The organism is Streptomyces sp. NPDC002742 (genome assembly GCF_042888885.1).
In the GTDB taxonomy this organism is placed as follows: Bacteria; Actinomycetota; Actinomycetes; order Streptomycetales; family Streptomycetaceae; genus Streptomyces.
In genome coordinates this window covers 260,346-284,047 of sequence record NZ_JBIAQF010000009.1, presented here as the reverse complement: position 1 = coordinate 284,047, position 23,702 = coordinate 260,346, and the positions used below count along the sequence as shown (strand labels likewise).

The 23,702-nt window shown below is 71.6% G+C and carries 23 protein-coding genes; 13 read left to right on the top strand and 10 right to left on the bottom strand.

Annotated elements, in window-relative coordinates; translation table 11 throughout:
- The first annotated feature begins 49 nt into the window (after window positions 1-49).
- From ACFYW8_RS18660 to ACFYW8_RS18635, 6 genes are all read left to right on the top strand, one after another.
- Entirely contained in the window at window positions 50-1,222 is a 1,173-nt protein-coding gene (locus ACFYW8_RS18660; RefSeq protein ID WP_389075959.1) for an ATP-binding protein, read from the top strand.
- 182 nt (window positions 1,223-1,404) lie between these two features.
- Entirely contained in the window at window positions 1,405-2,532 is a 1,128-nt protein-coding gene (gene pheS, locus ACFYW8_RS18655; RefSeq protein WP_365875241.1) for a phenylalanine--tRNA ligase subunit alpha, read from the top strand.
- Window positions 2,532-5,036 carry a phenylalanine--tRNA ligase subunit beta gene (pheT, locus tag ACFYW8_RS18650; protein ID WP_389075955.1) on the top strand — a complete coding sequence of 835 codons (2,505 nt, stop codon included), beginning with the start codon at window positions 2,532-2,534 and terminating at the stop codon, window positions 5,034-5,036. Before pheS ends, pheT begins: the two co-directional genes overlap by 1 nt.
- 567 nt (window positions 5,037-5,603) lie before the next feature.
- Window positions 5,604-6,602 carry a PP2C family protein-serine/threonine phosphatase gene (locus tag ACFYW8_RS18645; protein ID WP_389076226.1) on the top strand — a complete coding sequence of 333 codons (999 nt, stop codon included), beginning with the start codon at window positions 5,604-5,606 and terminating at the stop codon, window positions 6,600-6,602.
- 379 nt (window positions 6,603-6,981) lie between these two features.
- A complete protein-coding gene (locus ACFYW8_RS18640; protein WP_365875245.1) occupies window positions 6,982-8,322 on the top strand; it encodes a transcriptional regulator in 1,341 nt (446 codons plus the stop codon).
- A gap of 164 nt (window positions 8,323-8,486) precedes the next feature.
- Complete coding sequence (locus ACFYW8_RS18635) at window positions 8,487-9,032, top strand: NUDIX domain-containing protein (RefSeq protein ID WP_365875247.1); 546 nt, start codon at window positions 8,487-8,489, stop codon at window positions 9,030-9,032.
- A gap of 29 nt (window positions 9,033-9,061) precedes the next feature.
- On the opposite strand, the gene ACFYW8_RS18630 is transcribed toward ACFYW8_RS18635, so the two are convergent.
- Complete coding sequence (locus tag ACFYW8_RS18630) at window positions 9,062-9,319, bottom strand: hypothetical protein (RefSeq protein WP_365875249.1); 258 nt, start codon at window positions 9,317-9,319, stop codon at window positions 9,062-9,064.
- A 203-nt stretch (window positions 9,320-9,522) separates the two neighbouring features.
- Window positions 9,523-10,425, bottom strand: coding sequence for a 3-hydroxybutyryl-CoA dehydrogenase (locus ACFYW8_RS18625; protein ID WP_365875251.1), 903 nt, complete (start codon window positions 10,423-10,425; stop codon window positions 9,523-9,525).
- A 129-nt stretch (window positions 10,426-10,554) separates the two neighbouring features.
- Between ACFYW8_RS18625 and ACFYW8_RS18620 the strand changes: the two genes are divergently transcribed.
- The gene (locus ACFYW8_RS18620) at window positions 10,555-11,802 is read left to right on the top strand and encodes a glycoside hydrolase family 10 protein (protein ID WP_389075942.1); all 1,248 of its coding nucleotides are present in this window, start codon (window positions 10,555-10,557) and stop codon (window positions 11,800-11,802) included.
- Window positions 11,803-11,838: 36 nt separating this feature from the next.
- On the opposite strand, the gene ACFYW8_RS18615 is transcribed toward ACFYW8_RS18620, so the two are convergent.
- Together ACFYW8_RS18615 and ACFYW8_RS18610 are read right to left on the bottom strand one after the other, a co-directional pair.
- The gene (locus ACFYW8_RS18615; protein ID WP_365875255.1) at window positions 11,839-12,033 is read right to left on the bottom strand and encodes a DUF1918 domain-containing protein; all 195 of its coding nucleotides are present in this window, start codon (window positions 12,031-12,033) and stop codon (window positions 11,839-11,841) included.
- A gap of 92 nt (window positions 12,034-12,125) precedes the next feature.
- The gene (locus ACFYW8_RS18610) at window positions 12,126-13,082 is read right to left on the bottom strand and encodes a DMT family transporter (RefSeq protein WP_389075937.1); all 957 of its coding nucleotides are present in this window, start codon (window positions 13,080-13,082) and stop codon (window positions 12,126-12,128) included.
- On the opposite strand from ACFYW8_RS18610, the gene ACFYW8_RS18605 reads away from it, so the two are divergent.
- Both ACFYW8_RS18605 and ACFYW8_RS18600 read left to right on the top strand, forming a co-directional pair.
- The gene (locus ACFYW8_RS18605; protein ID WP_389075933.1) at window positions 13,081-14,517 is read left to right on the top strand and encodes a PLP-dependent aminotransferase family protein; all 1,437 of its coding nucleotides are present in this window, start codon (window positions 13,081-13,083) and stop codon (window positions 14,515-14,517) included. The two genes, ACFYW8_RS18610 and ACFYW8_RS18605, sit on opposite strands and share 2 nt — an antisense overlap.
- A 232-nt stretch (window positions 14,518-14,749) precedes the next feature.
- The gene (locus ACFYW8_RS18600) at window positions 14,750-15,343 is read left to right on the top strand and encodes a histidine phosphatase family protein (protein ID WP_365875261.1); all 594 of its coding nucleotides are present in this window, start codon (window positions 14,750-14,752) and stop codon (window positions 15,341-15,343) included.
- Here the strand turns inward: ACFYW8_RS18600 and ACFYW8_RS18595 are convergent.
- From ACFYW8_RS18595 to ACFYW8_RS18580, 4 genes are all read right to left on the bottom strand, one after another.
- Window positions 15,325-15,768, bottom strand: coding sequence for a DUF6314 family protein (locus tag ACFYW8_RS18595; RefSeq protein WP_389075928.1), 444 nt, complete (start codon window positions 15,766-15,768; stop codon window positions 15,325-15,327). The genes ACFYW8_RS18600 and ACFYW8_RS18595 overlap by 19 nt on opposite strands.
- A 113-nt stretch (window positions 15,769-15,881) precedes the next feature.
- Window positions 15,882-16,334: a carboxymuconolactone decarboxylase family protein gene (locus tag ACFYW8_RS18590; RefSeq protein ID WP_389075923.1), complete on the bottom strand. Its 453-nt coding sequence runs from the start codon at window positions 16,332-16,334 to the stop codon at window positions 15,882-15,884.
- Window positions 16,331-16,750, bottom strand: coding sequence for a MerR family transcriptional regulator (locus tag ACFYW8_RS18585; RefSeq protein WP_365875267.1), 420 nt, complete (start codon window positions 16,748-16,750; stop codon window positions 16,331-16,333). The genes ACFYW8_RS18590 and ACFYW8_RS18585 overlap by 4 nt, the downstream gene beginning before the upstream one ends.
- A gap of 230 nt (window positions 16,751-16,980) precedes the next feature.
- Entirely contained in the window at window positions 16,981-17,805 is an 825-nt protein-coding gene (locus ACFYW8_RS18580) for a LysR family transcriptional regulator substrate-binding protein (protein WP_365875269.1), read from the bottom strand.
- An 81-nt stretch (window positions 17,806-17,886) separates the two neighbouring features.
- Here ACFYW8_RS18580 and ACFYW8_RS18575 point away from each other — a divergent pair, with 81 nt between their 5' ends.
- From ACFYW8_RS18575 to ACFYW8_RS18565, 3 genes are all read left to right on the top strand, one after another.
- Window positions 17,887-18,279 (top strand): DUF5997 family protein, encoded by a 393-nt coding sequence (locus ACFYW8_RS18575; RefSeq protein WP_389075918.1) that lies wholly within the window; start codon window positions 17,887-17,889, stop codon window positions 18,277-18,279.
- A gap of 275 nt (window positions 18,280-18,554) precedes the next feature.
- Entirely contained in the window at window positions 18,555-18,878 is a 324-nt protein-coding gene (locus ACFYW8_RS18570) for a YciI family protein (protein ID WP_389075913.1), read from the top strand.
- Entirely contained in the window at window positions 18,875-20,119 is a 1,245-nt protein-coding gene (locus ACFYW8_RS18565) for an RNA polymerase sigma factor (RefSeq protein ID WP_389075908.1), read from the top strand. Before ACFYW8_RS18570 ends, ACFYW8_RS18565 begins: the two co-directional genes overlap by 4 nt.
- 130 nt (window positions 20,120-20,249) lie before the next feature.
- Here ACFYW8_RS18565 and ACFYW8_RS18560 read toward each other — a convergent pair whose 3' ends face one another.
- Together ACFYW8_RS18560 and ACFYW8_RS18555 are read right to left on the bottom strand one after the other, a co-directional pair.
- Window positions 20,250-20,630: a VOC family protein gene (locus ACFYW8_RS18560; RefSeq protein WP_365875276.1), complete on the bottom strand. Its 381-nt coding sequence runs from the start codon at window positions 20,628-20,630 to the stop codon at window positions 20,250-20,252.
- Window positions 20,631-21,169: 539 nt separating this feature from the next.
- The gene (locus ACFYW8_RS18555; RefSeq protein ID WP_389075900.1) at window positions 21,170-22,057 is read right to left on the bottom strand and encodes a helix-turn-helix domain-containing protein; all 888 of its coding nucleotides are present in this window, start codon (window positions 22,055-22,057) and stop codon (window positions 21,170-21,172) included.
- A gap of 125 nt (window positions 22,058-22,182) precedes the next feature.
- Here ACFYW8_RS18555 and ACFYW8_RS18550 point away from each other — a divergent pair, with 125 nt between their 5' ends.
- A complete protein-coding gene (locus ACFYW8_RS18550) occupies window positions 22,183-23,568 on the top strand; it encodes an MFS transporter (RefSeq protein ID WP_389075896.1) in 1,386 nt (461 codons plus the stop codon).
- Window positions 23,569-23,702 lie beyond the last annotated feature (134 nt).

The window sequence follows — 23,702 nt, the reverse complement described above, 5'->3', positions numbered from 1 at the left end:
GTGACGGGCTCGGGGGCCCTCTGCGCCGGACGAGAGGTGGGGTACGGGGATGAGTGTCGGCACGGGCGGTGCCCAGAGCGCGCTGCGAGCACGGGACGCGCGCGGCGCATCCGCGTCCCGGCACGATGACACCGCCGGAGCCGGTCCCGGTCTTGGCGTGGACCCCGACGACCTGCCCGACGGGATCGTCGTCGCCGACGAACACGGCCGGGTCATCTGCTTCAACGCCGCCGCCGCCCGGATCACGGCCGTCCCCGCAGCCAAGGCCCTCGGCCGCCGGCTCGAATCGGCGCTCCCCCTGGAGGACCTGGAAGGCCGCCGCTGGTGGCAGCTGACCGACCCCTACGGCGGACTCGCCATCCGCAACAGCCAGCCCGAGCGGAACCTGCTGCTGCCCGGCGGCCGTGAGGTCCTCGTCTCCGCGCGCTATGTGCGGACCCGGCCCACCGGACCGGTCCGCCGGGTCGTCGTATGTCTGCGCGACACCGAGGCCCGCCGCCGCACCGAGCGCAGCCACGCCGAGCTGATCGCCACGGTCGCCCACGAACTGCGCTCGCCGCTCACCTCCGTCAAGGGCTTCACGGCGACCCTGCTCGCCAAGTGGGAACGCTTCACCGACGACCAGAAGAAGCTGATGCTGGAGACCGTCGACGCCGACGCGAACCGCGTCACCCGGCTCATCGCCGAGCTCCTCGACATCTCCCGCATCGACTCCGGGCGCCTCGAAGTGCACCGCCAGCCCGTCGACATCGGCGCGGCCGTCGGCCGGCACATCCAGGCGTACGTCGCCTCGGGCCAGCCCGCCGACCGTTTCCTGCTGCGCATCGAGCAGCCCCTGCCCGCCCTGTGGGCCGACCCGGACAAGATCGACCAGGTGCTCAGCAACCTGATCGAAAATGCGGTGCGGCACGGCGAGGGAACCGTCACCATTGACGTGGCACCCTCGGTCTCCCCGCGTGAGCGTTCGGACGACGAGGGCACGAACGCCGTCACGTCGGTCACCGTGAGCGACGAGGGCACCGGAATCCCGGAGGAGTCCATGAACCGCGTCTTCACCCGCTTCTGGCGGGGCAGCAAGCGCGGTGGCACCGGCCTCGGGCTCTACATCGTCAAGGGCATCGTCGAAGCCCACGGCGGCACCATCACGGTCGGCCGCGCCCCCGGCGGGGGAGCCGAGTTCCGATTTACGTTGCCCGTGGCCACCCCGGCGTATCTCCTCTGACGCCGCAGCGGCCGCCACGGGCGCATCCGCACGGGAGCACCGCGAGGACGCCCAGTCCTGGGCAGGCCCCCACCCCCGATAGACTCGGACCTTGGCACCTTTGCGTCCTCTCATCTGCGGACGATTCGTCTCCGGGTCGGTGACGGGGACCCTCAGCCAGCCAACCGGAAGCACGGGAAGAGATGTCGGCACCTAATAAGTCGTACGACCCTGTAGAGGTCGAGGCCTTGAAACCGGAAGAGATCGAGCGCATGCGGGACGAGGCGCTCGCCGCCTTCGCGGCCGCCGGCGACCTCGACGCGCTCCAGGAGGCCAAGGTCGCCCACACCGGCGGCACCTCTCCGCTGGCCCTCGCCAACCGCGAGATCGGCGCACTGCCCCCGCAGGCCAAGGCCGCGGCCGGCAAGCTCGTCGGCCAGGCCCGCGGCGCCGTGAACAAGGCCCTCGCCGCCCGCCAGACCGAGCTGGAAGCCGACCGCGACGCCCGTGTACTGGTCGAGGAGGCGGTGGACGTCACACTGCCCTACGACCGCGTACCGGCTGGCGCCCGGCACCCGCTGACCACCATGATGGAGCGGGTCGCGGACGTCTTCGTGTCCATGGGATACGAGGTCGCCGAGGGCCCCGAGGTCGAGGCGGAGTGGTTCAACTTCGACGCCCTCAACTTCACGCCCGACCACCCGGCCCGGCAGATGCAGGACACCTTCTTCGTCCAGGGCCCCGAGGGCACTGAAGGCGACGAGTCCGGTGTCGTGCTGCGCACCCACACCTCGCCGGTGCAGGCCCGCGCCCTGCTCGACCGGGAGCCGCCCGTCTACGTCGTGTGCCCCGGCCGCGTGTACCGCACGGACGAGCTCGACGCCACGCACACCCCGGTCTTCCACCAGATCGAGCTGCTGGCCGTCGACGAGGGCCTGACCATGGCCGACCTCAAGGGCACCCTGGACCACATGGTCCAGTCGCTCTTCGGCTCGGACATGAAGACCCGGCTGCGCCCGAACTACTTCCCCTTCACCGAGCCGTCCGCCGAGATGGACATGCTCTGCTACGTCTGCAAGGGCGAGTCCGTCGGCAACCCCGACCGCCCCTGCCGGACCTGCTCCTCCGAGGGCTGGATCGAGCTCGGCGGCTGCGGCATGGTCAACCCGCGGGTGCTCGTCGCCTGTGGCGTCGACCCGGAGAAGTACAGCGGGTTCGCCTTCGGGTTCGGCATCGAACGGATGCTGATGTTCCGTCACAACGTAGAAGACATGCGAGACATGGTCGAGGGTGACGTCCGGTTCACCCGGCCGTTCGGGATGGAGATCTGATGCGGGTCCCGCTTTCTTGGCTGCGGGAGTACGTCGACCTGCCGGCGACGGAGACCGGGCGTGACGTCCAGGCCAAGCTCATTTCGGCAGGCCTCGAGGTCGAGACGGTCGAGCCGCTCGGCGCCGACCTCAAGGGGCCCCTGGTCGTCGGCCAGGTGCTCACCATCGAGGAACTGACGGAGTTCAAGAAGCCCATCCGCTTCTGCACCGTCGACGTCGGTACCGCCAACGGCACCGGTGAGCCCCAGGAGATCGTCTGCGGCGCCCGCAACTTCGCCGTCGGCGACAAGGTCGTCGTGGTCCTGCCCGGCGCCGTGCTGCCCGGCGACTTCGCGATCGCCGCGCGCAAGACGTACGGCAAGACCTCGCACGGCATGATCTGCTCCGGCGACGAGCTGGGCATGGGCGACGACGGCAGCGGCGGCATCATCGTGCTGCCGCCGGAGATGGAGCCCGGCACCGACGCGATCGAGCTGCTCCAGCTCGTCGACGAGGTCCTCGACATCGCCGTCACGCCCGACCGCGGCTACGCCCTGTCGATGCGCGGTGTGGCCCGCGAGGCCGCCATCGCGTACGACCTGCCGCTGCGCGACCCCGCCCTGCTCGACGTACCGGCCCCGAACGCGTTCGGCCACCCGGTGCAGGTCCTCGACCCGATGGGCTGTGACCGCTTCACCGCGCGCACGGTGACCGGCCTCGACCCCGACGCCAAGTCCCCGATCTGGCTGCGGCGCCGTCTGCAGAAGGCGGGCATGCGCCCGGTCTCGCTCGCCGTCGACATCACCAACTACGTGATGCTGGAGCTCGGCCAGCCGCTGCACGCCTACGACCGCGGCCGGGTCGAGGGCACGATCGGCGTGCGCCGGGCCGAGCAGGGCGAGAAGCTCACCACCCTCGACGGCGTCAAGCGCACTCTCGACGCCGGCGACCTGGTGATCACCGACGACCGCGGCCCCATCGGCCTCGCGGGCGTCATGGGCGGCGCCCACACCGAGATCGACGACACCGAGGGCACCACGACCGAGGTCGTCATCGAGGCCGCGCACTTCGACGCGATCTCGATCGCGCGCACGGCCCGCCGTCACAAGCTGGCCTCCGAGGCGTCCAAGCGCTTCGAGCGCGGCGCCGACCCCGAGGCCGCGTCCGCCGCGGCCCAGCGGACCGTCGACCTGCTCGTGCTCCTCGCGGGCGGCACCGCCGACGCCGGGGTCACCGAGGTGATCGCGCCGTCCGCGCCGCACACCATCACCATCCCGGCGAACCACCCGGACAGGGTGGCCGGTGTCGACTACGGCCGCGAGACCGTCGTCCGCCGCCTCCAGCAGGTCGGCTGTGACGTCTACGGCCAGGACGAGCTGATCGTCAGCGTGCCGTCCTGGCGGCCGGACCTGACGGACCCGAACGACCTCGCGGAAGAGGTCATCCGGCTGGAGGGCTACGAGAACCTGCCCTCCACGCTGCCCAAGCCGCCGGCGGGCCTCGGCCTCACCGACCGGCAGCGGCTGCACCGCCGGATCGGCCGCGCGCTGGCCGGTGCCGGATACGTCGAGGCGCCCAACTACCCGTTCATCGGTGAGCACGTCTTCGACCAGTTCGGCCTCGCCGACGACGACCCGAAGCGCAAGGTCGTCAAGCTGGTCAACCCGCTCTCCGACGAGGAGCCCGCGCTCCGCACCACGCTGCTGCCGGGCCTGCTCCAGGCCCTGCGCCGCAACGACGGACGCGGCAGCCACGACCTGGCCCTCTTCGAGACCGGCCTGGTCTTCCACCCGCGCGGGGAACTGCGCGTCGCCGGGCGGCTGCCCGTCGACCGCCGTCCCACCGACGAGGAGATCGCGTCCCTGACGGCCGCGCTTCCCGCCCAGCCCCGGCACGCCGCCGTCGTCCTCGCGGGCGCCCGCGAGCAGGCCGGCTGGTGGGGCAAGGGCCGCCCGGCCGACTGGGCCGACGCGATCGAGGCCGCGCGGAGCCTGGCCCGCGAGGCGGGGACCGAACTCCTCGTCCGCTCCGGCCAGTACGGGCCGTGGCACCCGGGCCGCTGCGCCGAGCTCGCGGTCGTCGTGGACGGCGCGGAGCAGGTCGTCGGGTACGCCGGTGAGCTGCACCCCGGTGTGCTGAAGACGCTGGGCCTGCCCGCGCGCACCTGCGCGATGGAGCTCGACCTGGACGCGCTGGAGCGGGCGAGCTCGGGCCACCCCAAGGGCCCGAAGATCTCGACCTTCCCGGTCGCCACGCAGGATGTCGCGCTGGTCGTCGACAAGAGCGTCCCGCACACGGACGTCGAGGCGGCGCTGCACGAGGGCGCGGGTGAACTCCTGGAGTCCATCCGGCTGTTCGACGAGTACGAGAGCGAGCAGCTCGGCGAGGACAAGAAGTCCCTCGCGTACGCGCTGCGCTTCCGTGCGGCCGACCGCACGCTGACCGTCGACGAGGCCTCCGCGGCCCGCGACGCGGCGGTGGCGCTGGCCGCCGAGCGCACGGGAGCGGTATTGCGCGGAGCCTAGAAGCTCCACCGGTTGTGCCGGGGAACTGTGCGCCGTTCGGTGGCCGCGGATCGTTCGTGGCCGGGCGCGCGGTTCCCCGCTCCCTTTTCCGGGGGTTCCCCGGCTCCTGCCCAGGGTTCCCGAAGCTTCTGCCCAGGCCTTCCCCGGCTTCTGCCCAGGCCTTCCCCGGCTCCGGCCTGCATAAATGCGCGTGTCCGAAGACACCTCACTCATTCGGGTGACATGTCCGGGAGGTCAGCCCGGCACGGTCGGGCGATCGACAGAATCGGACCGGTCTCTCCGAGGCCGTCTGCGCTGTCAGTGCCTATTGGGGGGCCAATCGGCATGATCCGAATCAAGGCTGGGGCTCCCCGCAGGGCGACGCTCCGGACGCATTCGCGGAACCCGGCCAGGGCGGTCCTGGGGCCGCGACGTCGGCGTGACCGGCTGAGGGACGGATTCGCCCGCGCGGTGCGCGGCCGCAGACCCCGTACCCGGTTCACCCGTGAGGAGTGCGGAGGCGGCACGCGCCTCGGCCACCGGGTCCGCCGCACCGCCGACCGGGCGCCGCTGCGCCGGGCGGTGAACATGGGGCTGCCCGGGGTCTGGGGCGCGCTGGCGATCTCGTACAAGATGGCCTGTCCGCTCGCGCAGCAGAACGGGCTCGGTGCCCGCGTCGTCACCAGCGCCGTCTTCTTCGCGGTCGGCGCCGGTCTGATACTCCACGTCAGAAGAGCACTGCTGCGCGAGCTCCGGCAGATCCGCAAGGTCGCGGGAGCCGCGCAGAACGTCCTGCTGCGCCCGCTGCCACCGCGCATCGACGGGCTGGACATCGCCGCGGTCCAGCTCTCCGCGGACCGCGGCGCGATCATCGGCGGCGATCTGTACGAGGCGATCGCCACCGAACACGGAGTGCGGGTCGTGATGGGGGACGTCCGCGGGCACGGGCTCGGTGCCATCGGGACCGTCGCCGCCGTCCTCGGCAGTTTCCGTGAGGCCGCGCACGACGAACCCGAACTCGGCGGCGTCCTCAGAAGACTGGAGCGGGCACTGGCCCGGCATCTGCGCGAGCGGGACCGGGCCGAACATCTCTCGGCCGGGCTCGACCCCGACAGCCCGGCCGCCGAGGAGTTCGTGACCGTGTTGCTGCTGGAGATCCGCGGTGACGGCGAGGTGCACGCCCTCAACTGCGGCCATCCCTGGCCGTATCTGCTCGGCAGGGGCTGCGTCAGGCCCCTCGTCCGCGCCGAACCGCTGCCCCCGCTCGGGCCGTTCCCGCTCCCGGCCGGACTCCCCGCCGAGCCCTGCGGCCGACTCCGGCCCGGTGAGGGTCTCTTCCTGCACACCGACGGAGTCGAGGACGCGCGGGACACCCGGGGCCATTTCTTTCCGCTGCTCCCGGCGCTCGCGGCGGCCGTCCGTGACGGGCCCGTCGTACCGCAGGCCGTGCTGCGCGCGGTCTTCACCGGCCTGCTGCGCCACACCGGCGGCCGGCCCGACGACGACGTGGCGCTGCTGGTGCTGCACAACGACCGCCGGCCCGTCGCCCTGAAACAGGGCCGCTTGTCCCATCACGTACCTCGCTAGGAAGGGTCCTGGACGCGGCGGTGCGCGGCTTCGTGCTCCCGGAAGGTGACCGGCCACGGGACCCGCACCCGGACGACCGGGGTCCCGCGGTCGCCCCGGCCGGGCCGGCTCTGCCGTCCGCCCGGCCACGGAGTGTCGGGCAGGCGGCCGGACGGACGGCGCGGAGCGGGCCGCCGTACTGTACGAGGGGGAGCCGGCGGCCCGGCCGGCCTCTTGCGAGGCATTTCAGTCAACCGGTACGAAACTCTCCGCGACAGCGCGCGTACAACGCGGATACGGGCATTCCCATCACACCCCGTGTGAAAGGGGACGCACTACTCTCTCTGGTGCGGTCGGGCACGATCGGCGTCGTCGGCAACGAGCCACTCGGGGGCCTCCCATGCAGCCCAATACCCTGCTCGACGCGATCCTCGACGAGGCAGGCATCTCGCACGCGGGACTCGCCGCCCACGTCAACCAGGCGGGGCGGGCGCGCGGTCTGGCGCTGCGCTACGAACACACCGCCGTGGCAAGGTGGTTGAAGGGCCAGCGACCGCGCGGCCAGGTGCCCGACCTGATCTGCGAGGTGCTCGCGGGACGACTGCACCGGCCCGTCACGCTCGACGACATCGGCCTCGGCGTACCCGGTGAACCCTCGACCCCGCACGCGGGCACGCTCTCCGGCTTCGTCGAACGAGCCACCGCACTGTGGCGATCCGACGAACAGCAGCGCCCGCACATCCTCGGCGCCCCCGCCGTCACCGGCACCCCCGCGGTGATGCCCGTGTGGGAGTGGGAGAACCCGCCCGAGGACGTGGACGTCTCACGCGGCGGCCGCCACCACGTCAGCATGGCCGACATAGACATGCTGCGCGCGGCACGGGCCCACTACGAGCAGATGTACCGCAAGGCCGGGGGAATCGCGACCCGCACCCGGATCGTCGGCTTCCTCAACTCCGAGACCGCGCCCCTGCTGCGCGGCGGCTACACCGACGCCACCGGCCGCCAACTCCACCGCGCCACGGGCGGGTTGGTGGCCATCGCGGGCATCTGCGCCTACGACTCCGACGCGCACGGACTCGCCCAGCGCTACTTCCACCAGGCGCTGCGTCTGGCGAAGGCCAGTGGGGACAGGGGACTCGGGGCGTACGTCATAGCTCTGCTCGTCAACCAGTCGCTGTTCATGCGCGAGTACCGGCAGGCGGTCGCCTTCGCCGAGGCCGCGCTGCGTGCCGCGGGGCGCCACATCACTCCGGCGCTGGCCTCCGACCTCTACGCCATGCAGGCCAAGGCGTACGCGCACCTCGGCGACGGCAGCAGCGCGCTGTCCTGCATACGGCGTGCCGAGCAGGCCGCCGAGCGCATCCGGCGCGGATACGAGCCCGACGAGACCGGCTATGTCCAGCCGGGGCTGGTCAACGTACAGGTGGCGGAGGCGTTGCTCAGCCTCGGCGACCTCGTGGCGGCTGCGGAGCACGCCGCGGCCGCCGTCGACACCCCGGCGCACGACCGCGGGCGCGTGCACCGGCTGGCCATGCTCAGCCAGATCGAGCTGCGCCAGGGCAACGCCGACAAAGCGGTGGCGACGGCCGTGCAAATGGCGGAGCAGGCACGGGGGATGGAGTCCCAGCGGCTGCGCGACAGACTTCGCGCGGTACGCGAGCATCTGGTGCGCAGCGGTTGTGCGGGCACGACCGAGGCCGCCGAACTCATCGACGGCGCACTGCGCGTACCGCTGTAGAGAGCACCCCGGAGAGCCGCTTCACGAACCTCGCCGGAACGCCGGTCTCCGTTCCGCCGGGCCGTGTTCAGCGCCACCGCGCTGCGCACCGACCCCTGTGAGCCCTGCTGCCAGGACGCCGCTGCTGCGATATTGCCATCTACTCGGCGGAAGGTGGCAGAACCGTGCAGTGGACGAAACAGAACGAACAAACTGTGTATGAAAACCGCTGGTTCAGTGTCAATCTCGCGGATGTGGAGCTGCCGGACGGGCGGCATCTCGATCACTTCCTGATCCGGCTCAGGCCCGTCGCCGTGGCCACCGTGGTGAACGATGCCAACGAGGTGCTGCTCCTGTGGCGGCACCGGTTCATCACGGACAGCTGGGGATGGGAACTCGCCGCGGGTGTCGTGGAGGACGGCGAGGACATCGCCGCGGCGGCGGCCCGCGAACTGGAGGAGGAGACCGGGTGGCGGCCGGGACCTCTGCGGCATCTGATGAGCGTCGAGCCCTCCAACGGGCTCACCGACGCGAGGCATCACATCTACTGGGCCGACGAGGGTGCCTATATCGGGCACCCTGTCGACGACTTCGAGTCCGACCGCCGTGAATGGGTTCCCCTGAAACTCGTTCCCGACATGGTCGCCCGCGGTGAGGTGCCGGCCGCCAACATGGCGGCCGCGCTGCTCCTCCTGCACCATCTCAGGCTCGGGCATGACGCGTTGCCCTGATCGCTTCCCCCCTCGCGGTCCCCTGGTGCCTAGCGGCCCAGAGCCTGCCAGACCGCGACGGCCAGTGCGCCCACGGCCGCGACGACGGCGACGGTGGGCAGTGGCCAGCGGGTGTGTTCGAGCGCGACGATCCGGGTGCTGAGGTCATCGAGATCCTTGGCCGTCTGGTCGTCGCGCTGAGTGAGCAGTGCCAGTCCTCCCTCGATGCGGGTGAACCCCACTTCGAGAGACCGGCGTAACTCCGCGAGTTCCTTCGGTGCCACGGGATGCTCGGGGTTGGCGGTCACGAGTCCGCTCCTTTCCGTGGTCGGCACATCCCCTGTCCGTGCACGGAAAGTCAACTCGCCTGGTGGGCGTGTGGGGAGCGTGTGCGCCGGGCATATGCGGGCCCGGCGCGCACACGGCGTGTGAACGGCGCGGGCCCGGCACCGGAAAAGGTGCCGGGCCCGCGCCCGCCCGAACTCCGGTGAACGGAGCCCGCGTTCCGCTATTACTGGCCGTAGGTGTAGAACCCCGAGCCGGACTTCCGGCCGAGGCGTCCGGCGTCCACCATGCGCTGGAGCAGCGGGGGAGCGGCGTACAGCGGCTCCTTGTACTCCTCGTACATCGAGTACGCCACCGAGGCCACCGTGTCGAGACCGATCAGGTCGGACAGCTTGAGCGGGCCCATCGGGTGGGCGCAGCCCATCTCCATGCCGTTGTCGATGTCCTCCCGGCTCGCGATACCCGACTCGAACATCCGGATCGCGGACAGGAGATACGGGATCAGCAGCGCGTTGACGACGAAGCCCGAGCGGTCCTGGGCGCGGATCGCGTGCTTGCCGAGCACCTTCTCGGCGAACAGCTGGGCGCGGCTGATGGTGCCCTCGGAGGTGGTCAGCGCCGGGATCAGCTCCACGAGCTGCTGCACCGGGGCCGGGTTGAAGAAGTGGATGCCGATGACCTGGTCGGGACGCGAGGTCGCGACGGCCAGCCTCACCAGCGGGATCGAGGAGGTGTTGGAGGCGAGGATCGCGTCCGGCCTGGTCATCACCTGGTCGAGCACCTGGAAGATCTCGGTCTTCACCTGCTCGTTCTCGACGACGGCCTCGATCACCAGGTCGCGGTCGGCGAACTCGCCGAGGTCCGTGGTGAAACTCAGCCGGTCCTGAGTGGCCTTGAGCTCGTCCGCGGAGATCTTTCCGCGCTCGGCCGCCTTGGAGAGCGAGGTGAAGAGCCGGGTCCGGCCGAACTCCAGGGCTTCGCCGGTGGTCTCGGCGACCTTGACGTCCAGGCCGGCGCGGGCGCACACCTCGGCAATGCCCGCTCCCATCTGGCCGCAGCCCACCACTCCGACGCGTTCGATGTCGGTCACATCGTCCCCTTCGCTGATACGCACTGCCTGGCAGGTCATCCGTTGTTCGGTCCCTGCTCCGAACGTGCACGTTACTCCCAAGTATCGATGATCGATCGTCGGGGTGGTGCATGCTGGGCCACGAGACGGTCCGTGACCGGACGGATCCGCAGCGTAGGGGGTACGGCGATGGGGCCACTGCCACGGCGGGCGTTCGCGGTGGCCGCGCTCGCGACCTTGTCGGGGTTCGGCGCGGCGGGGGACGCCGTGGCCGCCCACGGCCCGTCCTCCCGGCGCCGCACGGCCGCCCCGCGTGCCGTGCGGGGCATGTGGCTGGCGACCGCCTCGCACCGCGACTGGCCCTCCCGTACCGGCCTGAGCCCCGCGCGCCAGCGCGCCGAACTGCTCGCGCATCTCGACACGGCGGTACGGCTGCGCCTCAACACCGTGATCTTCCAGGTCCGTCCCGCCGCCGACGCGCTGTGGCCCTCGCCGTACGAGCCGTGGTCCCAGTACCTGACCGGCGTCCAGGGCGAGGACCCCGGCTGGGACCCGCTGGGCACCGCGGTGCGGGAAGCCCACGCCCGTGGCCTGGAACTGCACGCCTGGTTCAACCCGTACCGCGTCTCGGGACAGCCGGACCCCGGCAGGCTCGCCTCCTCGCACCCGGCCCGCGTCCACCCGGACTGGATCGTGCGGTACGGCGGGAAGCTCTACTACAACCCCGGGCTGCCCCCGGTCCGGACGTTCGTCGTGGCCGCGATGCTCGACGCGGTGCGCCGGTACCCGGTCGACGGTGTGCACTGGGACGACTACTTCTATCCGTACCCGGTGGCCGGCGAGCACTTCGACGACGACGCGGCGTACGCCGAACACGGCGCGGGCTTCCCGGGCAGAGCGGCCTGGCGGCGCCACAACATCGACCGGCTGGTGCTGGAGATGGCGGAGGGCGTCAAGAAGGTCCGTCCCGGGGTCCGCTTCGGGATCAGCCCCTTCGGTGTCTGGCGCAACGCGTCGACCGACCCGCTCGGTTCGCCGACCAGGGCCGGCGTCGAGACGTACGACGATCTGTACGCCGACACCAGGAAGTGGGTCAGGGAGCGCTGGATCGACTACATCTGCCCTCAGCTGTACTGGAGCATCGGCTTCGGCGCCGCCGACTACGCGAAGCTGCTGACCTGGTGGGCGCGGACGGTCCGGGGGACAGGCGTGCGGCTGTACGCGGGTGAGGCGCTCTACAAGGCGGGCGACCCGGCGCAGCCCGCGCCCTGGCAGGACCCGGCCGAACTCTCCCGCCATCTCACGCTGGCCGCGAAGTATCCCGAGGTGCGGGGCCACGTCTTCTTCGCCGCCAAGGAGGCCGGCGCCGACCGCGTCGGCGCCATGGCACGGGTCGTCGCCGACCACTACCGGCAGCCGGCGAAGCCCCCGGGCTGAGGGCTCGCCGGCCTCCCGGCGTCCGTCCCGTTCTTCCTACTGCGGCATGTCCCGGTGGCGGATCACGGAGTCCGGGCCCGGCGAGCACACGGCTTCGTGACCGTCCTGGAACCGCACGCGGTAGGGGGGAGAGCCTTCGGCTCCCATGACCTCGGTGATCTCCGCGACCTTGTCGTGCTGGCCGACGGTCCTGCCGTGCTGCACCAACTGGTCGCCTTTGGATGCGTGCATCTGAACGGTCTCCTCGTCCTGTACGGGAGTAACGGTTCGTGGCCTCAAGTCTACGGCCGGGGGAGCGGGTTGGCCCGGCCCGTGCGTGCGGGTCAGCTCCGCGCCCGCTGCGTGAGAGCGATACAGACGAGGACGGCGGCCGCCGTCAGGGGTGCCGCCGGGGTGAGCCGCTCGCCCAGGAGCAGTACCGACCACACCAGTGTGAGCAGGGGCTGGGCCAGCTGCAACTGGCTGGCCTTCGGGATGCCGATCGACGCCATCCCCCGGTACCAGACGACCAGGCCGAGGAACTGCGAACCGGCCGCGACCCACAGCAGCCCGGTCACGCTGTGCGCCGTAAGCCGCACCGGCTCGTACGACAGCGCCACCAGCGCGCCCGGCACGCTGAGCGGCAGACACAGGACCAGGGCCCAGCCGATGACCTGCCAGCCCGGCATCACCCGGGCCAGCCGGCCGCCCTCGGTGTATCCCGCCGCGCAGATCAGCAGCGCCCCGAACAGATAGGCGTCCGCACCCGTCAGGGCGCCACCGCTCTGCCGCACGGTGAACGCGATCACCGCGGCCGCGCCCGCGCAGGCCGCCAGCCAGAACTTCCGTGAGGGCCGCGCGCCGGTGCGCAGGGACGAGAACAGCGCGGTCGTGAGCGGCAGCAGCCCGACGACCACGGCGGCGTGGGCGGTGGTCGAGGTCCGCAGGGCGAGTGTCGTCAGCAGCGGGAAGCCGAGCACGACACCGGCGGCCACGACGGCGAGGCCCGCCAGGTGCCGCCGGTCCGGTCGGGGGACCCGCAGCGCGAGGAGGCAGCCGCCCGCGACGACCGCCGCGAGGACGCAGCGCACGGCCACCAGCGACCAGGGGCCGAAGCCCTCCAGGCCCCAGGCGGTGGCGGGAAAGGTGAGGGAGAAGGCGGTGACGCCGAGGGCCGCCTGGAGGGTGCCCGAGCGGCGGTACCTCGCCGCGGCGCTCCTGGGCGGGAGGCCGGCCGCGGGCTCGGTGTCGGTGCTGACCGCTATCCCGGTCCGTTCGATAGCGCTACTCTCTACTCTCATGCAAGAGCGTAGCAGTGTGGGTGATCTCGCGAATCAGCTGCGACAGGAACTGAACCGCTACTCTCCAGGGGGAAAGCTGCCGTCGAGCCGCGCACTCGTCGAACGGTTCCACGTGAGTCCGGTGACTGTTTCACGGGCGCTGGCGCAACTGGCCGCCGAGGGGCTCGTGGTCACCCGGCCCGGTGCGGGCGCCTTCCGGGCGCGGCCCCGGGCCGCCGTCACGTCCACCGGGGACACCTCCTGGCAGGAGGTCGCGCTCAGCGCGGACACCGCGGCAGAGGTCGTCCCCCGCACGGTGGACGCGTCCGGCGTCCTCGCCTCGCTGGCCGCGCCACCGCCCGGTGTCGTCGAGTTCAACGGCGGCTATCTGCACCCCTCGCTCCAGCCGGAACGGGCGATGGGCGCGGCCCTCTCCCGGGCCGGCCGCCGCCCCGGCGCCTGGTCCCGGCCGCCCATGGAAGGTCTGCCCGAACTGCGGGAGTGGTTCGCGCGCGGGATCGGCGGGGCGATCGGCGCCGCCGAGGTACTGGTCGCGGCGGGCGGCCAGTCCGCACTGACGACCGCCCTGCGCGCGCTCGCGCCGCCCGGCGCCCCGGTCCTGGTCGAGTCACCCACGTATCCCGGGATGCTGGCCATCGCCCGAGCTGCCGGCCTTCGCCCCGTTCCGGTCCCGGTGGACGCCGACGGGGTGAAGCCCGAGCTCCTCGCCGACGCCTTCAGGGCGAGTGGCGCCCGGGTCTTCGTCTGCCAGCCGCTGTTCCAGAATCCGACCGGTGCCGTGCTCGCGCCCGATCGGCGCGGCGAGGTACTGCGTATCGCGCGGGACGCCGGAGCCTTCGTCGTCGAGGACGACTTCGTACGCCGCCTGGTGCACGAGGACGCGGGCCCGCTGCCGCGTCCGCTGGCCGCCGAGGACCCGGACGGCGTCGTGGTGCACGTCGGTTCCCTGACCAAGGCGACCTCGCCGAGCTTCCGGGTGAGCGCACTGGCCGCGCGCGGTCCGGTGCTGGAACGGCTGCGCGCCATCCAGGTCGTCGACACCTTCTTCGTACCGCGCCCGCTCCAGGAGGCCGCTCTCGAACTCGTCGGCTCGCCGGCCTGGCCGCGCCATCTGCGCGCTGTTTCGGCCGAGTTGAAGGCCCGGCGCGACACCATGACCGCCGCACTGCGGCTACGGCTCCCCGAACTGACCCTCCCCCACATCCCGTTCGGCGGCTACCACCTGTGGGCCGGGCTGCCCGACGGCACCGACGAGTCCGCGCTCGTCGCCGCCGCCCTGCGCGCGGGCGTGGCCGTGACCCCCGGCCGCCCCTACTACAGTGCCGAACCCCCGGCCCCCCGGATCCGGTTGAGCTTCGCGGCGGTGGCGGGGACGGAGGAGATCACCCAGGGCGTACGGAGACTGGCGGCGGCGTACGACGAGGTGCGGGCCTGAGCCGGGCGGACTTCCCACCTCGTGTGCCCCGGGCCGCACCGCAGGTCGCGGGGCACTCGCGCCGTGCCTGGCCCGTTCACCCCGGCCGCTTCGGCGAGAAGGCGGCGGCAAGATTCGGATCCATGACGCCCGGACACCTGGAGCACATGCCGGAAGCTGATGCGCCAGTGAATATTCGGATACTCTGTGTAACTCCCTTGACCTGCGGAGTCCCGCGCTCCACGATCTGCCCATGCATCTTCGGGTCACGTTCGTCGCCGCCGCGCGCAGCTCCTCGCTGCTCGCGGAGCGCTTCGAGGACGACCGGCCGCTGGACCAGGCGGGATGGGAAGAAGCGCAGCGCGCCGCCGCCGGACTGCTGCCGCTGGCGGCGGCCGAGCTGCGCTACTGCGCGCCGACGCCACGCAGCCGGGCCACCGGTGACGTCCTCGGCTACGCCCCCCTGGTCCAGCTCGCGCTGCGCGACTGCGACATGGGCCGCTGGCGGGGCTTCACCCTGGGCGAGGCCATGGCCCGCGAGCCCGAGGCCGTGGACTCCTGGCTTGCCGACCCGCGCTCCACGGCGCACGGCGGCGAGAGCCTGCTGTCCTTCATCGCCCGCGTCGGCGCCTGGCTCGACACCCGGCCGGGGGACGACGGCGGCAGCATCGTCGCGGTGGCCGAGCCGTCGGTGGTCCGGGCCGCGCTGGTCTACGCGCTGAAGGCGCCGCCGTCGACGTACTGGAACATCGATGTCCGCCCCTTGTCCGCGATCACCGTGACGGGCCGGTCGGGACGCTGGAATCTGCGCTTCGACGGAGCGGTCCCTCAGCCCAGGCGTGTGTAGCCGGTGGTGAGCACCAGATCCTTCGCGGGCCCGCGCACCCGCCAGACGGACCGCCATCGCCGCTCGTCCTGGACGGTGAACTCGCCGCGGTAGAGGTCCGCCGCGCACGGATGGTCGGCGACGTACCGTCCGCTCGTCAGATCCAGTTCGTGGAACGGGCGGCCGTCGGAGAAGCGGACGACAGCGGTCGCGAGGTCCTGTCCCGGCAGGAACCGCAGGGTCCGTTCGGCGGGCCGCGGGACGCCCTGCCACACGAAGGTGCCCGACTCGTGGTGGAGCAGCCCCTCGTCCTCCAGCGGTCCGAAGACCGTCGTGCCGGTGAAGCGTCCCTCCGCGTCGCTCGCGCGGTCCCGCACGGTGCGCTCCACGCGCCAGCTCCCGGTCAGGTACGTCAGTACGTCCCGCACCGGCCAGAACTCGCCCATACCGTCCCGCTCCCGTCCCGTCCGGAGCCGCGCGACCCGATGACGCGCTCCAGCCCCTCCCCGTCCTGCCGTTCGGATCACCGGCCGGTATCCAGTGTCTCGAACGATGCGTCTCAGGCGGCGGCGGGGCCGGCCGTGGGCTGTTGCCCGACCGGAAGCAGCCCGCGCTCGGCGAACACCTTCTTGGCGACCAGGGTCGCGTTCATCGCCTTCGGTATGCCGCAGTAGACGGCGGAGTGCAGCAGTGCCTCGACGATCTGCTCCGGGGAGAGCCCCACGTTCAGCGACGCGCTGACGTGCACCTCCAGCTGGGTCTCGCAGCCGCCGAGCGCGGTGAGCATGCCGAGGGTCACCAACTGGCGGTCGCGCGGGGCGAGTCCGGGCCGGTCGTAGACGTCCCCGAAGCCCCAGGCGACGATCTGGTGGCCCAGCTCGGGGTTGATGTCACCGAGCGCGGCGACCACCCGCCGGCCGGCCTCGCCGTCCACCTGGTCGAGAACCTTCAGGCCGTGCTCGAAACGCTCCTCGCGGGTGGTGGACCCGGTGTCCTTCACGGTGTCGCTCATGTTCGGTCGTCCGATCCCGGCCGCTCCAGCAGCCGTACGTAGTGGTCGATCTTGTCGTCGAGCGCGGACGCGTTCCGCCGCAGCGCCCGGATCCGCTCCTTGAGGTCGTCGCGGTGTTCCCGGAGCATCGCCAGCCGGTCGGGGACCGTCGCGTCGCCCCGGGAGCGCAGCTCGGCGAACCGCTGCATGTCGGCGATCGACATGCCGGTCTCCCGCAGCCGGATCAGGAACTCCAGCCAGGCCAGGTCCGCCGCCAGGTAACGACGCTGGTTCCCGGTGGTGCGGCCGACACGTTCGATCAGGCCGGCCTTCTCGTAGTAGCGCAACGTGTCGTGCGAGAGGCCGGTGCGGTCGACGACCTGGGCGATCGTGAGGGTCGGTTCCGCGTTGTGCGGGAGTGGCTGTCCGCTGGTCATGGAGAAACCGTAGAACCTGGAGCGCGCTCCAGGTCAAGCCCCGCCGGGGGATGCGCTTCGTGAGCCCGGCCGACGGGCCCCGAGATCACCGCGCGAGGCGTGCCCGAGCCGCACGACCACACCCGACCGGACGCCCGCTGCCCGAACCGGGAACCGGGGCCCCGGGAACCCCGGGATCAGGGGCCCAGGGCCCGGGACCAGGAACCCGGGACCAGGGGTCCCGGACCGGATCAGGAGCTGCGGCGGGGCCTGCCGCGCTTCGCGCCGCCCTTCGGCCCGCCGGTACCGCCGCTGCGGGGGTTCCTGCCCGTGGCCTTGCCGCCGCCCTTGCCGCCGCCCTTGCCGGGCGCGGGCTTGCGCCGTGCGGCGCCGCCAGGGTCCGACTTCCCGGTCGTGGACCTGGCCGCGCCCCGGTCCTTCTGCTGCGCCCCCGCCGGGGTCTGGGAACGCCCTCGTGTGCTGTTCACCGTGCGGCCGCGCACGATGCCGATGAAGTCCTCCACCAGATCGGTGGTCCGGTCCTCCGGCCAGGCCAGCGCGACGCGTGACTCGGGGGCGTCCGTGACGGTCCGGTACGTCAGGTCCTTGCGGTGGTGGAGGCGGGCGAGCGACTGCGGAACCACGACGACCCCGATGCCCGCCGCGACGAGCTCGACGGCGTCCTCCGTGCTGGCGGGCCGTTCCAGCGCGGGCTTGCCCGGCAGGCGCTCCCAGTCCAGCGGGTCGTCCAGGGGGTGCAGCACGATGTCGTCGGCGAGGTCCTCGCCGGAGACCTGCTCGACCGCCGACACGATGTGATCCCTGGGGACCACGACGACGGTCGTCTCGGTGTAGAGGGGGATCGCGCTGAGGTCGGCCCGGTCGACCGGCAGCCGGACGAAGCCGGCGTCGGCGTCGCCGCGCCGCAGGACGTCGTACACCTCGGCGGCGGACACCGGGACGAGGGCCAGGGGTACGTCCGGCAGCCGTTCGTTCCAGATCCGCACCCACTTCGAGGGCGTCACCCCCGGAACGTAGGCGAGCCTGAACGAGGGGGGTGCTTCGGAGCCGGTCACCACGTCAGATTACCCGGGGTGGTCATGGGCGCCGCACCCGCGATGGTCGGCGAGTGCCCGGGCGCTCGATACCCTTGACCCATGAGTTCGCACCAGACCGCCCAGACGATGAAGCCCGCCACAGCGGCGAAGAAGCTGGGTGTGTACCTCGAGGCCACCCCCGCCGAGTTCCAGGAGGGTGTTGTCTCCCGTGCCGAGCTGAACGCGCTGCAGACCGACCCGCCCGAGTGGCTCCAGGAGCTGCGCCGCACCGGCCCGCACCCGCGGCCGGTCGTCGCGGCCAGGCTCGGCGTGTCCATCGCCGGGCTCGCCCGCGGCGGCGTCAGCGAGGCTCTCACCACCGAGCAGATCGAGGCGCTGAAGACGGAGGAGCCCAGCTGGCTGCGCCGTGAACGCGCCACCCAGGCCGAAACCCGCAAGGAAGCGGTACGCATCAAGGAGAAGAAGGCGGAGCGGGACGCCAAGCGTTCCTGATTCGGGGCGCCCGCCGGGATCCCGGCCGTCGGTCCCCGGGGCGCCGTGCCCGTGGGAGCCGGTCGGGTCGGACGGGGAGCCGCCCGTCGCCGGTGAGGGGCAGTGGGGCCGGGAGCGCCCCGGAGCCGAGTCGGCGGTGTGCGGGTCGCGGGAACGGGCCGGGGGATCCTCGAAAAGGATCTGGGGGACGGTGTCGGATCGGGGCGGGGCTGTTCGTGGTACGGGTGAGAGGTCGCCCGCGAGGGGTGTCCCCGGAGCACAGGAGACGATCCGAGATGCAGTACCTGGTTTCCGTGATCAATACCAAGGCGGACCTCGCCACCCCTGACGAGATGGCTGCGATCGACGTTTTCAACGACCGGCTCGTGGCCGAGGGGCACTGGGTCTTCGCCGGCGGCCTCGGGGGGCCCGACACGGCCACGGTGATCGACAACCGCGGTGGCGAGGCGTTGTTCACCGACGGACCCTTCCTGGAGTCGAAGGAGTACCTCGTCGGCTTCTGGGTCCTTGAGGCCCCCGACCTCGACGTGGCGCTCAAGCTGGCGGCCGAGGGGTCGAAGGCCTGCAATCGGAGGGTCGAGGTGCGGCCGTTCCTGTGAGCGTGACCGACGTCCAGAAGGTGATCACCCGGGCTCACCACGAGGAGTGGGCGCGGGTGGTCGCCGCCCTGGCCAGTCGTTTCGGTGACCTCGACATCGCCGAGGACGCGGCGGCCGAGGCGTTCGCGACCGCCGTCGAGCGGTGGCCGGCCGACGGGGTACCGCCCTGTCCGGGCGCCTGGCTGACCACGACCGCCCACCGCAAGGCCATCGACCGTGTCCGGCGCGAGAAGAAGCGCGGTGACAAGCAGCGGGAGGCTCAGATGTCGTACGACGACCGGCCCGAGCCCCTCGGCCCGATCGAGGACGAGCGGCTCCGGCTGATCTTCACCTGCTGTCACCCGGCTCTCGCGATGGAGGCCCGTGTCGCGCTGACGCTGCGCATGGTCGGCGGTCTGACCATGGCCGAGATCGCCCGCGCCTTCCTGGTGCGGGAGAGCGCCATGGCGCAGCGGATCACCCGCGCGAAGGCCAAGATCAAGGCGGCTCGCATTCCCTATCGGGTGCCGTGCGAGGAGGATCTTCCGGGACGCGTCACCGGCGTACTGGCCGTGCTCTTTCTCGTCTTCAACGAGGGCTACCTGGCGACCGGCCCCGACACCGATCCCGTACGCCACGAGCTGACCGCCGAGGCCATCCGGCTCACGCGCCTGATTCGCGCCCTCATGCCGCAGGACGGCGAGGTGGCCGGGCTGCTGGCCCTGATGCTTCTCACCGAGGCCCGCCGTACCGCCAGGGTCTCGCCGAGCGGCGAACTGATCGCCCTCGGCGAGCAGGACCGCGGGTCCTGGGACGCGGCACTGATCGCCCAGGGCCATCGACTGGTGCGTGAGCGCCTGGCCGCCGGCGAGCCGCCCGGCCGGTACCAGATCCTCGCGGCGATCAACGCCGTGCACACCTGCGCCCGCGATGCACGCGACACCGACTGGTCGCAGGTCGTCGCCCTCTACGACCAGCTCGTCCGCATCGACCCCTCGCCGGTCGTCGCCCTCAACCGGGCCATCGCGATCGCCGAGCTCGACGGCCCGGAGGTGGCACTGTCGTCCGTCGACCGCCTGGAGGACGAGTTGGCCGGTTATCACGCCTTCCACGCGACCCGCGCCGACCTGCTGCGTCGGCTGGGCCGCAGCCAGAAGTCGCGCGCGGCCTACGACAAAGCCATCGAGCTGGCGGGCAACACCGCCGAGACCGCCCATCTGACGCGCCGCCGCGACCAGTTGGGGCAGCGCCCTTCCCGGTGACCCCGCGACGGGGCGGCGGGCACTCCCGGCCGCCGGCCGGACGGGGCACCGGCCGGACGGGGCACCGGTACCTCGAACGGTGGCGGCGCTGAGGGGCGAGGGCTGCGTCGGCCGTTCGGGCGAGGATCGATCAGACGGGATCGAGGCGGCGCTTGAGCAGGCAGAACTCGTTGCCTTCCGGATCGGCGAGGACGTGCCAGGATGCTTCCGCGGGCTGACCGATGTCGACGAGTTCGGCCCCGGCGGCCAGGAGGCGCTCAAGCTCGGCGTCCTGATCGCGGTCCGTCGGGTTGACGTCGATGTGCAGCCGGGCCGGTCCGTTCCCCGGCTTGTCGTCGCGGATGAGGAAGATCGTCGGCTGCGGACCGCCGAACCCTTCGCGCGGACCTATCTCGATGCAGCCCTCCGCTTCGCGATCGAGCTCCACGAAGTCCAGGACCTCGCACCAGAACCGCGCCAGCACCTCGGGGTCGTGGCACTTGAGGACGATCTCACTGATACGGCATGCCATTGACGAAACCTACTCTCGGTGTGGGAACTGCCGGGGTGGCGCCCCACGGATCTCATGGGCCCCGGCAGTGAGAACAGCCTCGCGACGGTACCCGGCGAGGCCTGCCAGGTCGAATGGAATTCAGGCACTCGTCCGGCCAAGTCGCGGGCCGGGGGCCGCAGATCGCGCGGCCCGGCGACGGGACGGCTGTGACGCGGGCCGACTCCGCCGCCCGAAGCGGCACGCGCCTCGGTGAAGTCCACGTTTTCGGGGAGTTGAACCCGCCAGGTGGCGGGTGCCCCGGAACGTGAGACATCACGTCAGCGCTGTACTCGGAGGCCATTGCACACCGGCCGCCCGCAGGATCCGGCTGTACTTCGCATAACGGCGCCGGGCAAGGGAGAGGCCGAGTCGGCCGAACTGACCGTGGATGTCTTCGATCGTCCACTCGACGCCATTGAGTGCGACCCGTCTGCCAGGCGCGATTTGCGAGAACCTCCCCGCTGCCATCACACCGCCCAGATCAGCGAGCTGTCCTGTAGGCGGGATTTCGTAAGCGCCTAGCCCTGTCTCCGGGAGGGTGGGACGGGCGCCGTCTCACCGGAACCGACGGACGGGCCGGAGGCGGCGAGGTCGAGGAGCGTCATCTTGTCGTGGTCCGGGCTGCCTGGCGGCGCCATGTAGATGATGAGGCGCTGGCCTTGTGCGCGGTTGAGGGACAGCCCTTCGTGCGAGAGCGTCATCGTGCCGACCTCCGGGTGTCGGAGCGTCTTCTCGCCGTCGCCGATCGTGTGCACCTCGTACCGCTCCCAGAGCCGGTTGAAGTCGGGGCTCTTGACGATCAGCTCACCTACGAGTGCGGCGAGATCCGGGGCATCCGGATCGGTGCCGGCGATCGCCCGCAACTGGGCGACGCACCCCTTGGCCTTCTGTTCCCAGTCCGCCCACAGCTCGCGGGCAGCTGGGTGCAGGAAGGTGTACCGGACGGTGTTCCGCTGGCGCTCCGGCCAGTCGGCGATGCCGTGGAGCAGCCGCAGCCCGCCGGGATTGGCCGCCAGCAGGTCGTTGGTGCGGCTCACGACGTACGCCGGGTTGGGCCGGAGCGTCTCCAGAAGCTGCGTGACGGTCGGACGGACCCGCCGTGACGGCAGGGGACGGGGCTCGGGCGCACGCCGCGCCGCCCGCGCCGCCAGCTCGTGCAGGAAGCCGCTCTCCTCCTGGTTGAGGCGGAGCGCGTCGGCCAGCGCCTCGACCACGGAGGGGCTCGGATGGGTCTCCTTGCCGCGTTCCAGACGTATGTAGTAGTCGATGCTCACACCGGCCAGCGCCGCCAGCTCCTCCCGGCGCAGACCCGGCGTACGGCGCGTGCCGGTTCCGGCGGGCAGTCCGACGTCTGCCGGGCGTACGTCGCCACGGCGAGCCCGCAGAAACTTTCCGAACTCGGTCATGCCGTCATTCTGTCAGCGTGTGATCAGGGGGCCGGCCCGGAGCCTGGCCCTGTTACACCCACCTGTGGCGCACCCCGGAAGATCACGGTCTGCCTCGCCCTCGCGAGCCTCACCAGTCTGGACGGATGACCACTCTTGAACCAGCCCGCGCGTCACAGGATGCCCGGCAACGCACGGCCGCGCCGAAGCTGATCCTGGCGACCACGTTCATGGGCATCTTTATGCTCAACCTCAACACCATGGCGCTGAACGTGGCGCTGCCCGGGATCGGGCGGACCTTCGGCGGCAGCACGGCGGGACTGCAATGGATCGTGGACGCCTACACGCTGATGTTCGCCGCACTCCTGCTTTCCGCGGGCACGCTCTCCGACCGCATCGGGGCGAGCCGCGCGTTCGGCGCCGGCGTCGCGGTCTTCACGGTCGCCTCGGCGGCCTGCGGACTGGCGCCGGGGCTGGGCGAGCTGATCGCCGCCCGCCTGATCCAGGGGAGCGCGGCGGCGATCATGCTGCCCTCCTCGCTGGCCCTCGTCCGGCAGGCATTCCCGGACGCGGCCGAACGGGCACGGGCCATCGCGCTGTGGACCGTTGGCGGAGCCGTCGCGGTTGCCGCCGGCCCGGTGGCCGGCGGGGTGCTGTCCAGCACTCTGAGCTGGCGGGCGATCTTCGTCGTCAACCTGCCCGTCGGCATCGCCACCCTCGCGGTGCTGACCCGCGCGGAGCGCTCGCCGCGCCGTGCCGCGCCGCTCGATCCGTACGGCCAGCTCACGGCGATCGTCGCGCTCGCGGCGCTCACCTTCGCGGTGATCGACGGAGGGGAGAACGGTTTCGGCGAGCCCGTGGTGCTGGGCTGCCTGGGGCTCGCCGCAGTGGCGACGGCCGCGTTCATCATGATCGAGGCACGTACCGCCGCGCCGTTGGTCCCGCTCGACCTCTTCCGTTCGCGCACGGTGACGGTTTCGGTCGCGATCGGCTTCGTCGTCAATGCCGCGTTCTACGGGCTGGTGTTCGTGCTGAGCCTGTTCTTTCAGGACGTTCTGAACCTGTCCGTCATGGCCGCGGGGCTGATGTTCCTACCGATGATGGCCGTGATCGCCGGAGCCAACCTGGCCTCGGCCAGGGCTGCGGCACGCTTTGGGCCGCGGATGCCGATCGCCATGGGACAAGCGATCCTCGCGCTGGCGATGTTCGGCCTGCTCTGGATCGACGAGGGCACCAGCAGACCAGTGATCGCGGCGATGCTCATCCCGGTCGGCCTCGGCCTAGGTTTCTTCGTACCTTCCCTGACCGCCATCCTGCTGAACGACATCGCCGCAGATCGGGCCGGAATGGCCGCCGGGATCCTGAACTCCTTCCGGCAGACGGGCGGCGCGCTCGCCGTGGCCGTCTGCGGAGCCTTGGTCGCGGACCGGGGTGAGTTCATTGTGGGTCTGCGGGTCGCCTTGTGCGTCGCGGCTGTGATGCTGATGGCCACCACGGCCGCGGCCCTCATGCTGCCGCGCGGCCGTAGCTGACGGGACGGTGACGCGGATGTCTGGCGCGGGGCCCGGTAGCCGAGGTCGGCACCTTCCAGCCGGCATCCCGGCAACCCCACCCCATGGAACTGATCGCAACAGGGCGTTACGGGATCAAGATCCGCCAACTGACG

What these genes read in the sequence shown, in the direction of transcription:
- ACFYW8_RS18660 (WP_389075959.1), top strand. Translation starts at nt 50, where the DNA reads ATGAGTGTCGGCACGGGCGGTGCCCAGAGCGCGCTGCGAGCACGGGAC.
- pheS (WP_365875241.1), top strand. Translation starts at nt 1,405, where the DNA reads ATGTCGGCACCTAATAAGTCGTACGACCCTGTAGAGGTCGAGGCCTTG.
- pheT (WP_389075955.1), top strand. Translation starts at nt 2,532, where the DNA reads ATGCGGGTCCCGCTTTCTTGGCTGCGGGAGTACGTCGACCTGCCGGCG.
- ACFYW8_RS18645 (WP_389076226.1), top strand. Translation starts at nt 5,604, where the DNA reads ATGGGGCTGCCCGGGGTCTGGGGCGCGCTGGCGATCTCGTACAAGATG.
- ACFYW8_RS18640 (WP_365875245.1), top strand. Translation starts at nt 6,982, where the DNA reads ATGCAGCCCAATACCCTGCTCGACGCGATCCTCGACGAGGCAGGCATC.
- ACFYW8_RS18625 (WP_365875251.1), bottom strand. Translation starts at nt 10,425, where the DNA reads ATGACCTGCCAGGCAGTGCGTATCAGCGAAGGGGACGATGTGACCGAC.
- ACFYW8_RS18620 (WP_389075942.1), top strand. Translation starts at nt 10,555, where the DNA reads ATGGGGCCACTGCCACGGCGGGCGTTCGCGGTGGCCGCGCTCGCGACC.
- ACFYW8_RS18615 (WP_365875255.1), bottom strand. Translation starts at nt 12,033, where the DNA reads ATGCACGCATCCAAAGGCGACCAGTTGGTGCAGCACGGCAGGACCGTC.
- ACFYW8_RS18605 (WP_389075933.1), top strand. Translation starts at nt 13,081, where the DNA reads ATGCAAGAGCGTAGCAGTGTGGGTGATCTCGCGAATCAGCTGCGACAG.
- ACFYW8_RS18610 (WP_389075937.1), bottom strand. Translation starts at nt 13,082, where the DNA reads ATGAGAGTAGAGAGTAGCGCTATCGAACGGACCGGGATAGCGGTCAGC.
- ACFYW8_RS18600 (WP_365875261.1), top strand. Translation starts at nt 14,750, where the DNA reads ATGCATCTTCGGGTCACGTTCGTCGCCGCCGCGCGCAGCTCCTCGCTG.
- ACFYW8_RS18595 (WP_389075928.1), bottom strand. Translation starts at nt 15,768, where the DNA reads ATGGGCGAGTTCTGGCCGGTGCGGGACGTACTGACGTACCTGACCGGG.
- ACFYW8_RS18590 (WP_389075923.1), bottom strand. Translation starts at nt 16,334, where the DNA reads ATGAGCGACACCGTGAAGGACACCGGGTCCACCACCCGCGAGGAGCGT.
- ACFYW8_RS18585 (WP_365875267.1), bottom strand. Translation starts at nt 16,750, where the DNA reads ATGACCAGCGGACAGCCACTCCCGCACAACGCGGAACCGACCCTCACG.
- ACFYW8_RS18575 (WP_389075918.1), top strand. Translation starts at nt 17,887, where the DNA reads ATGAGTTCGCACCAGACCGCCCAGACGATGAAGCCCGCCACAGCGGCG.
- ACFYW8_RS18570 (WP_389075913.1), top strand. Translation starts at nt 18,555, where the DNA reads ATGCAGTACCTGGTTTCCGTGATCAATACCAAGGCGGACCTCGCCACC.
- ACFYW8_RS18560 (WP_365875276.1), bottom strand. Translation starts at nt 20,630, where the DNA reads ATGGCATGCCGTATCAGTGAGATCGTCCTCAAGTGCCACGACCCCGAG.
- ACFYW8_RS18555 (WP_389075900.1), bottom strand. Translation starts at nt 22,057, where the DNA reads ATGACCGAGTTCGGAAAGTTTCTGCGGGCTCGCCGTGGCGACGTACGC.
- ACFYW8_RS18550 (WP_389075896.1), top strand. Translation starts at nt 22,183, where the DNA reads ATGACCACTCTTGAACCAGCCCGCGCGTCACAGGATGCCCGGCAACGC.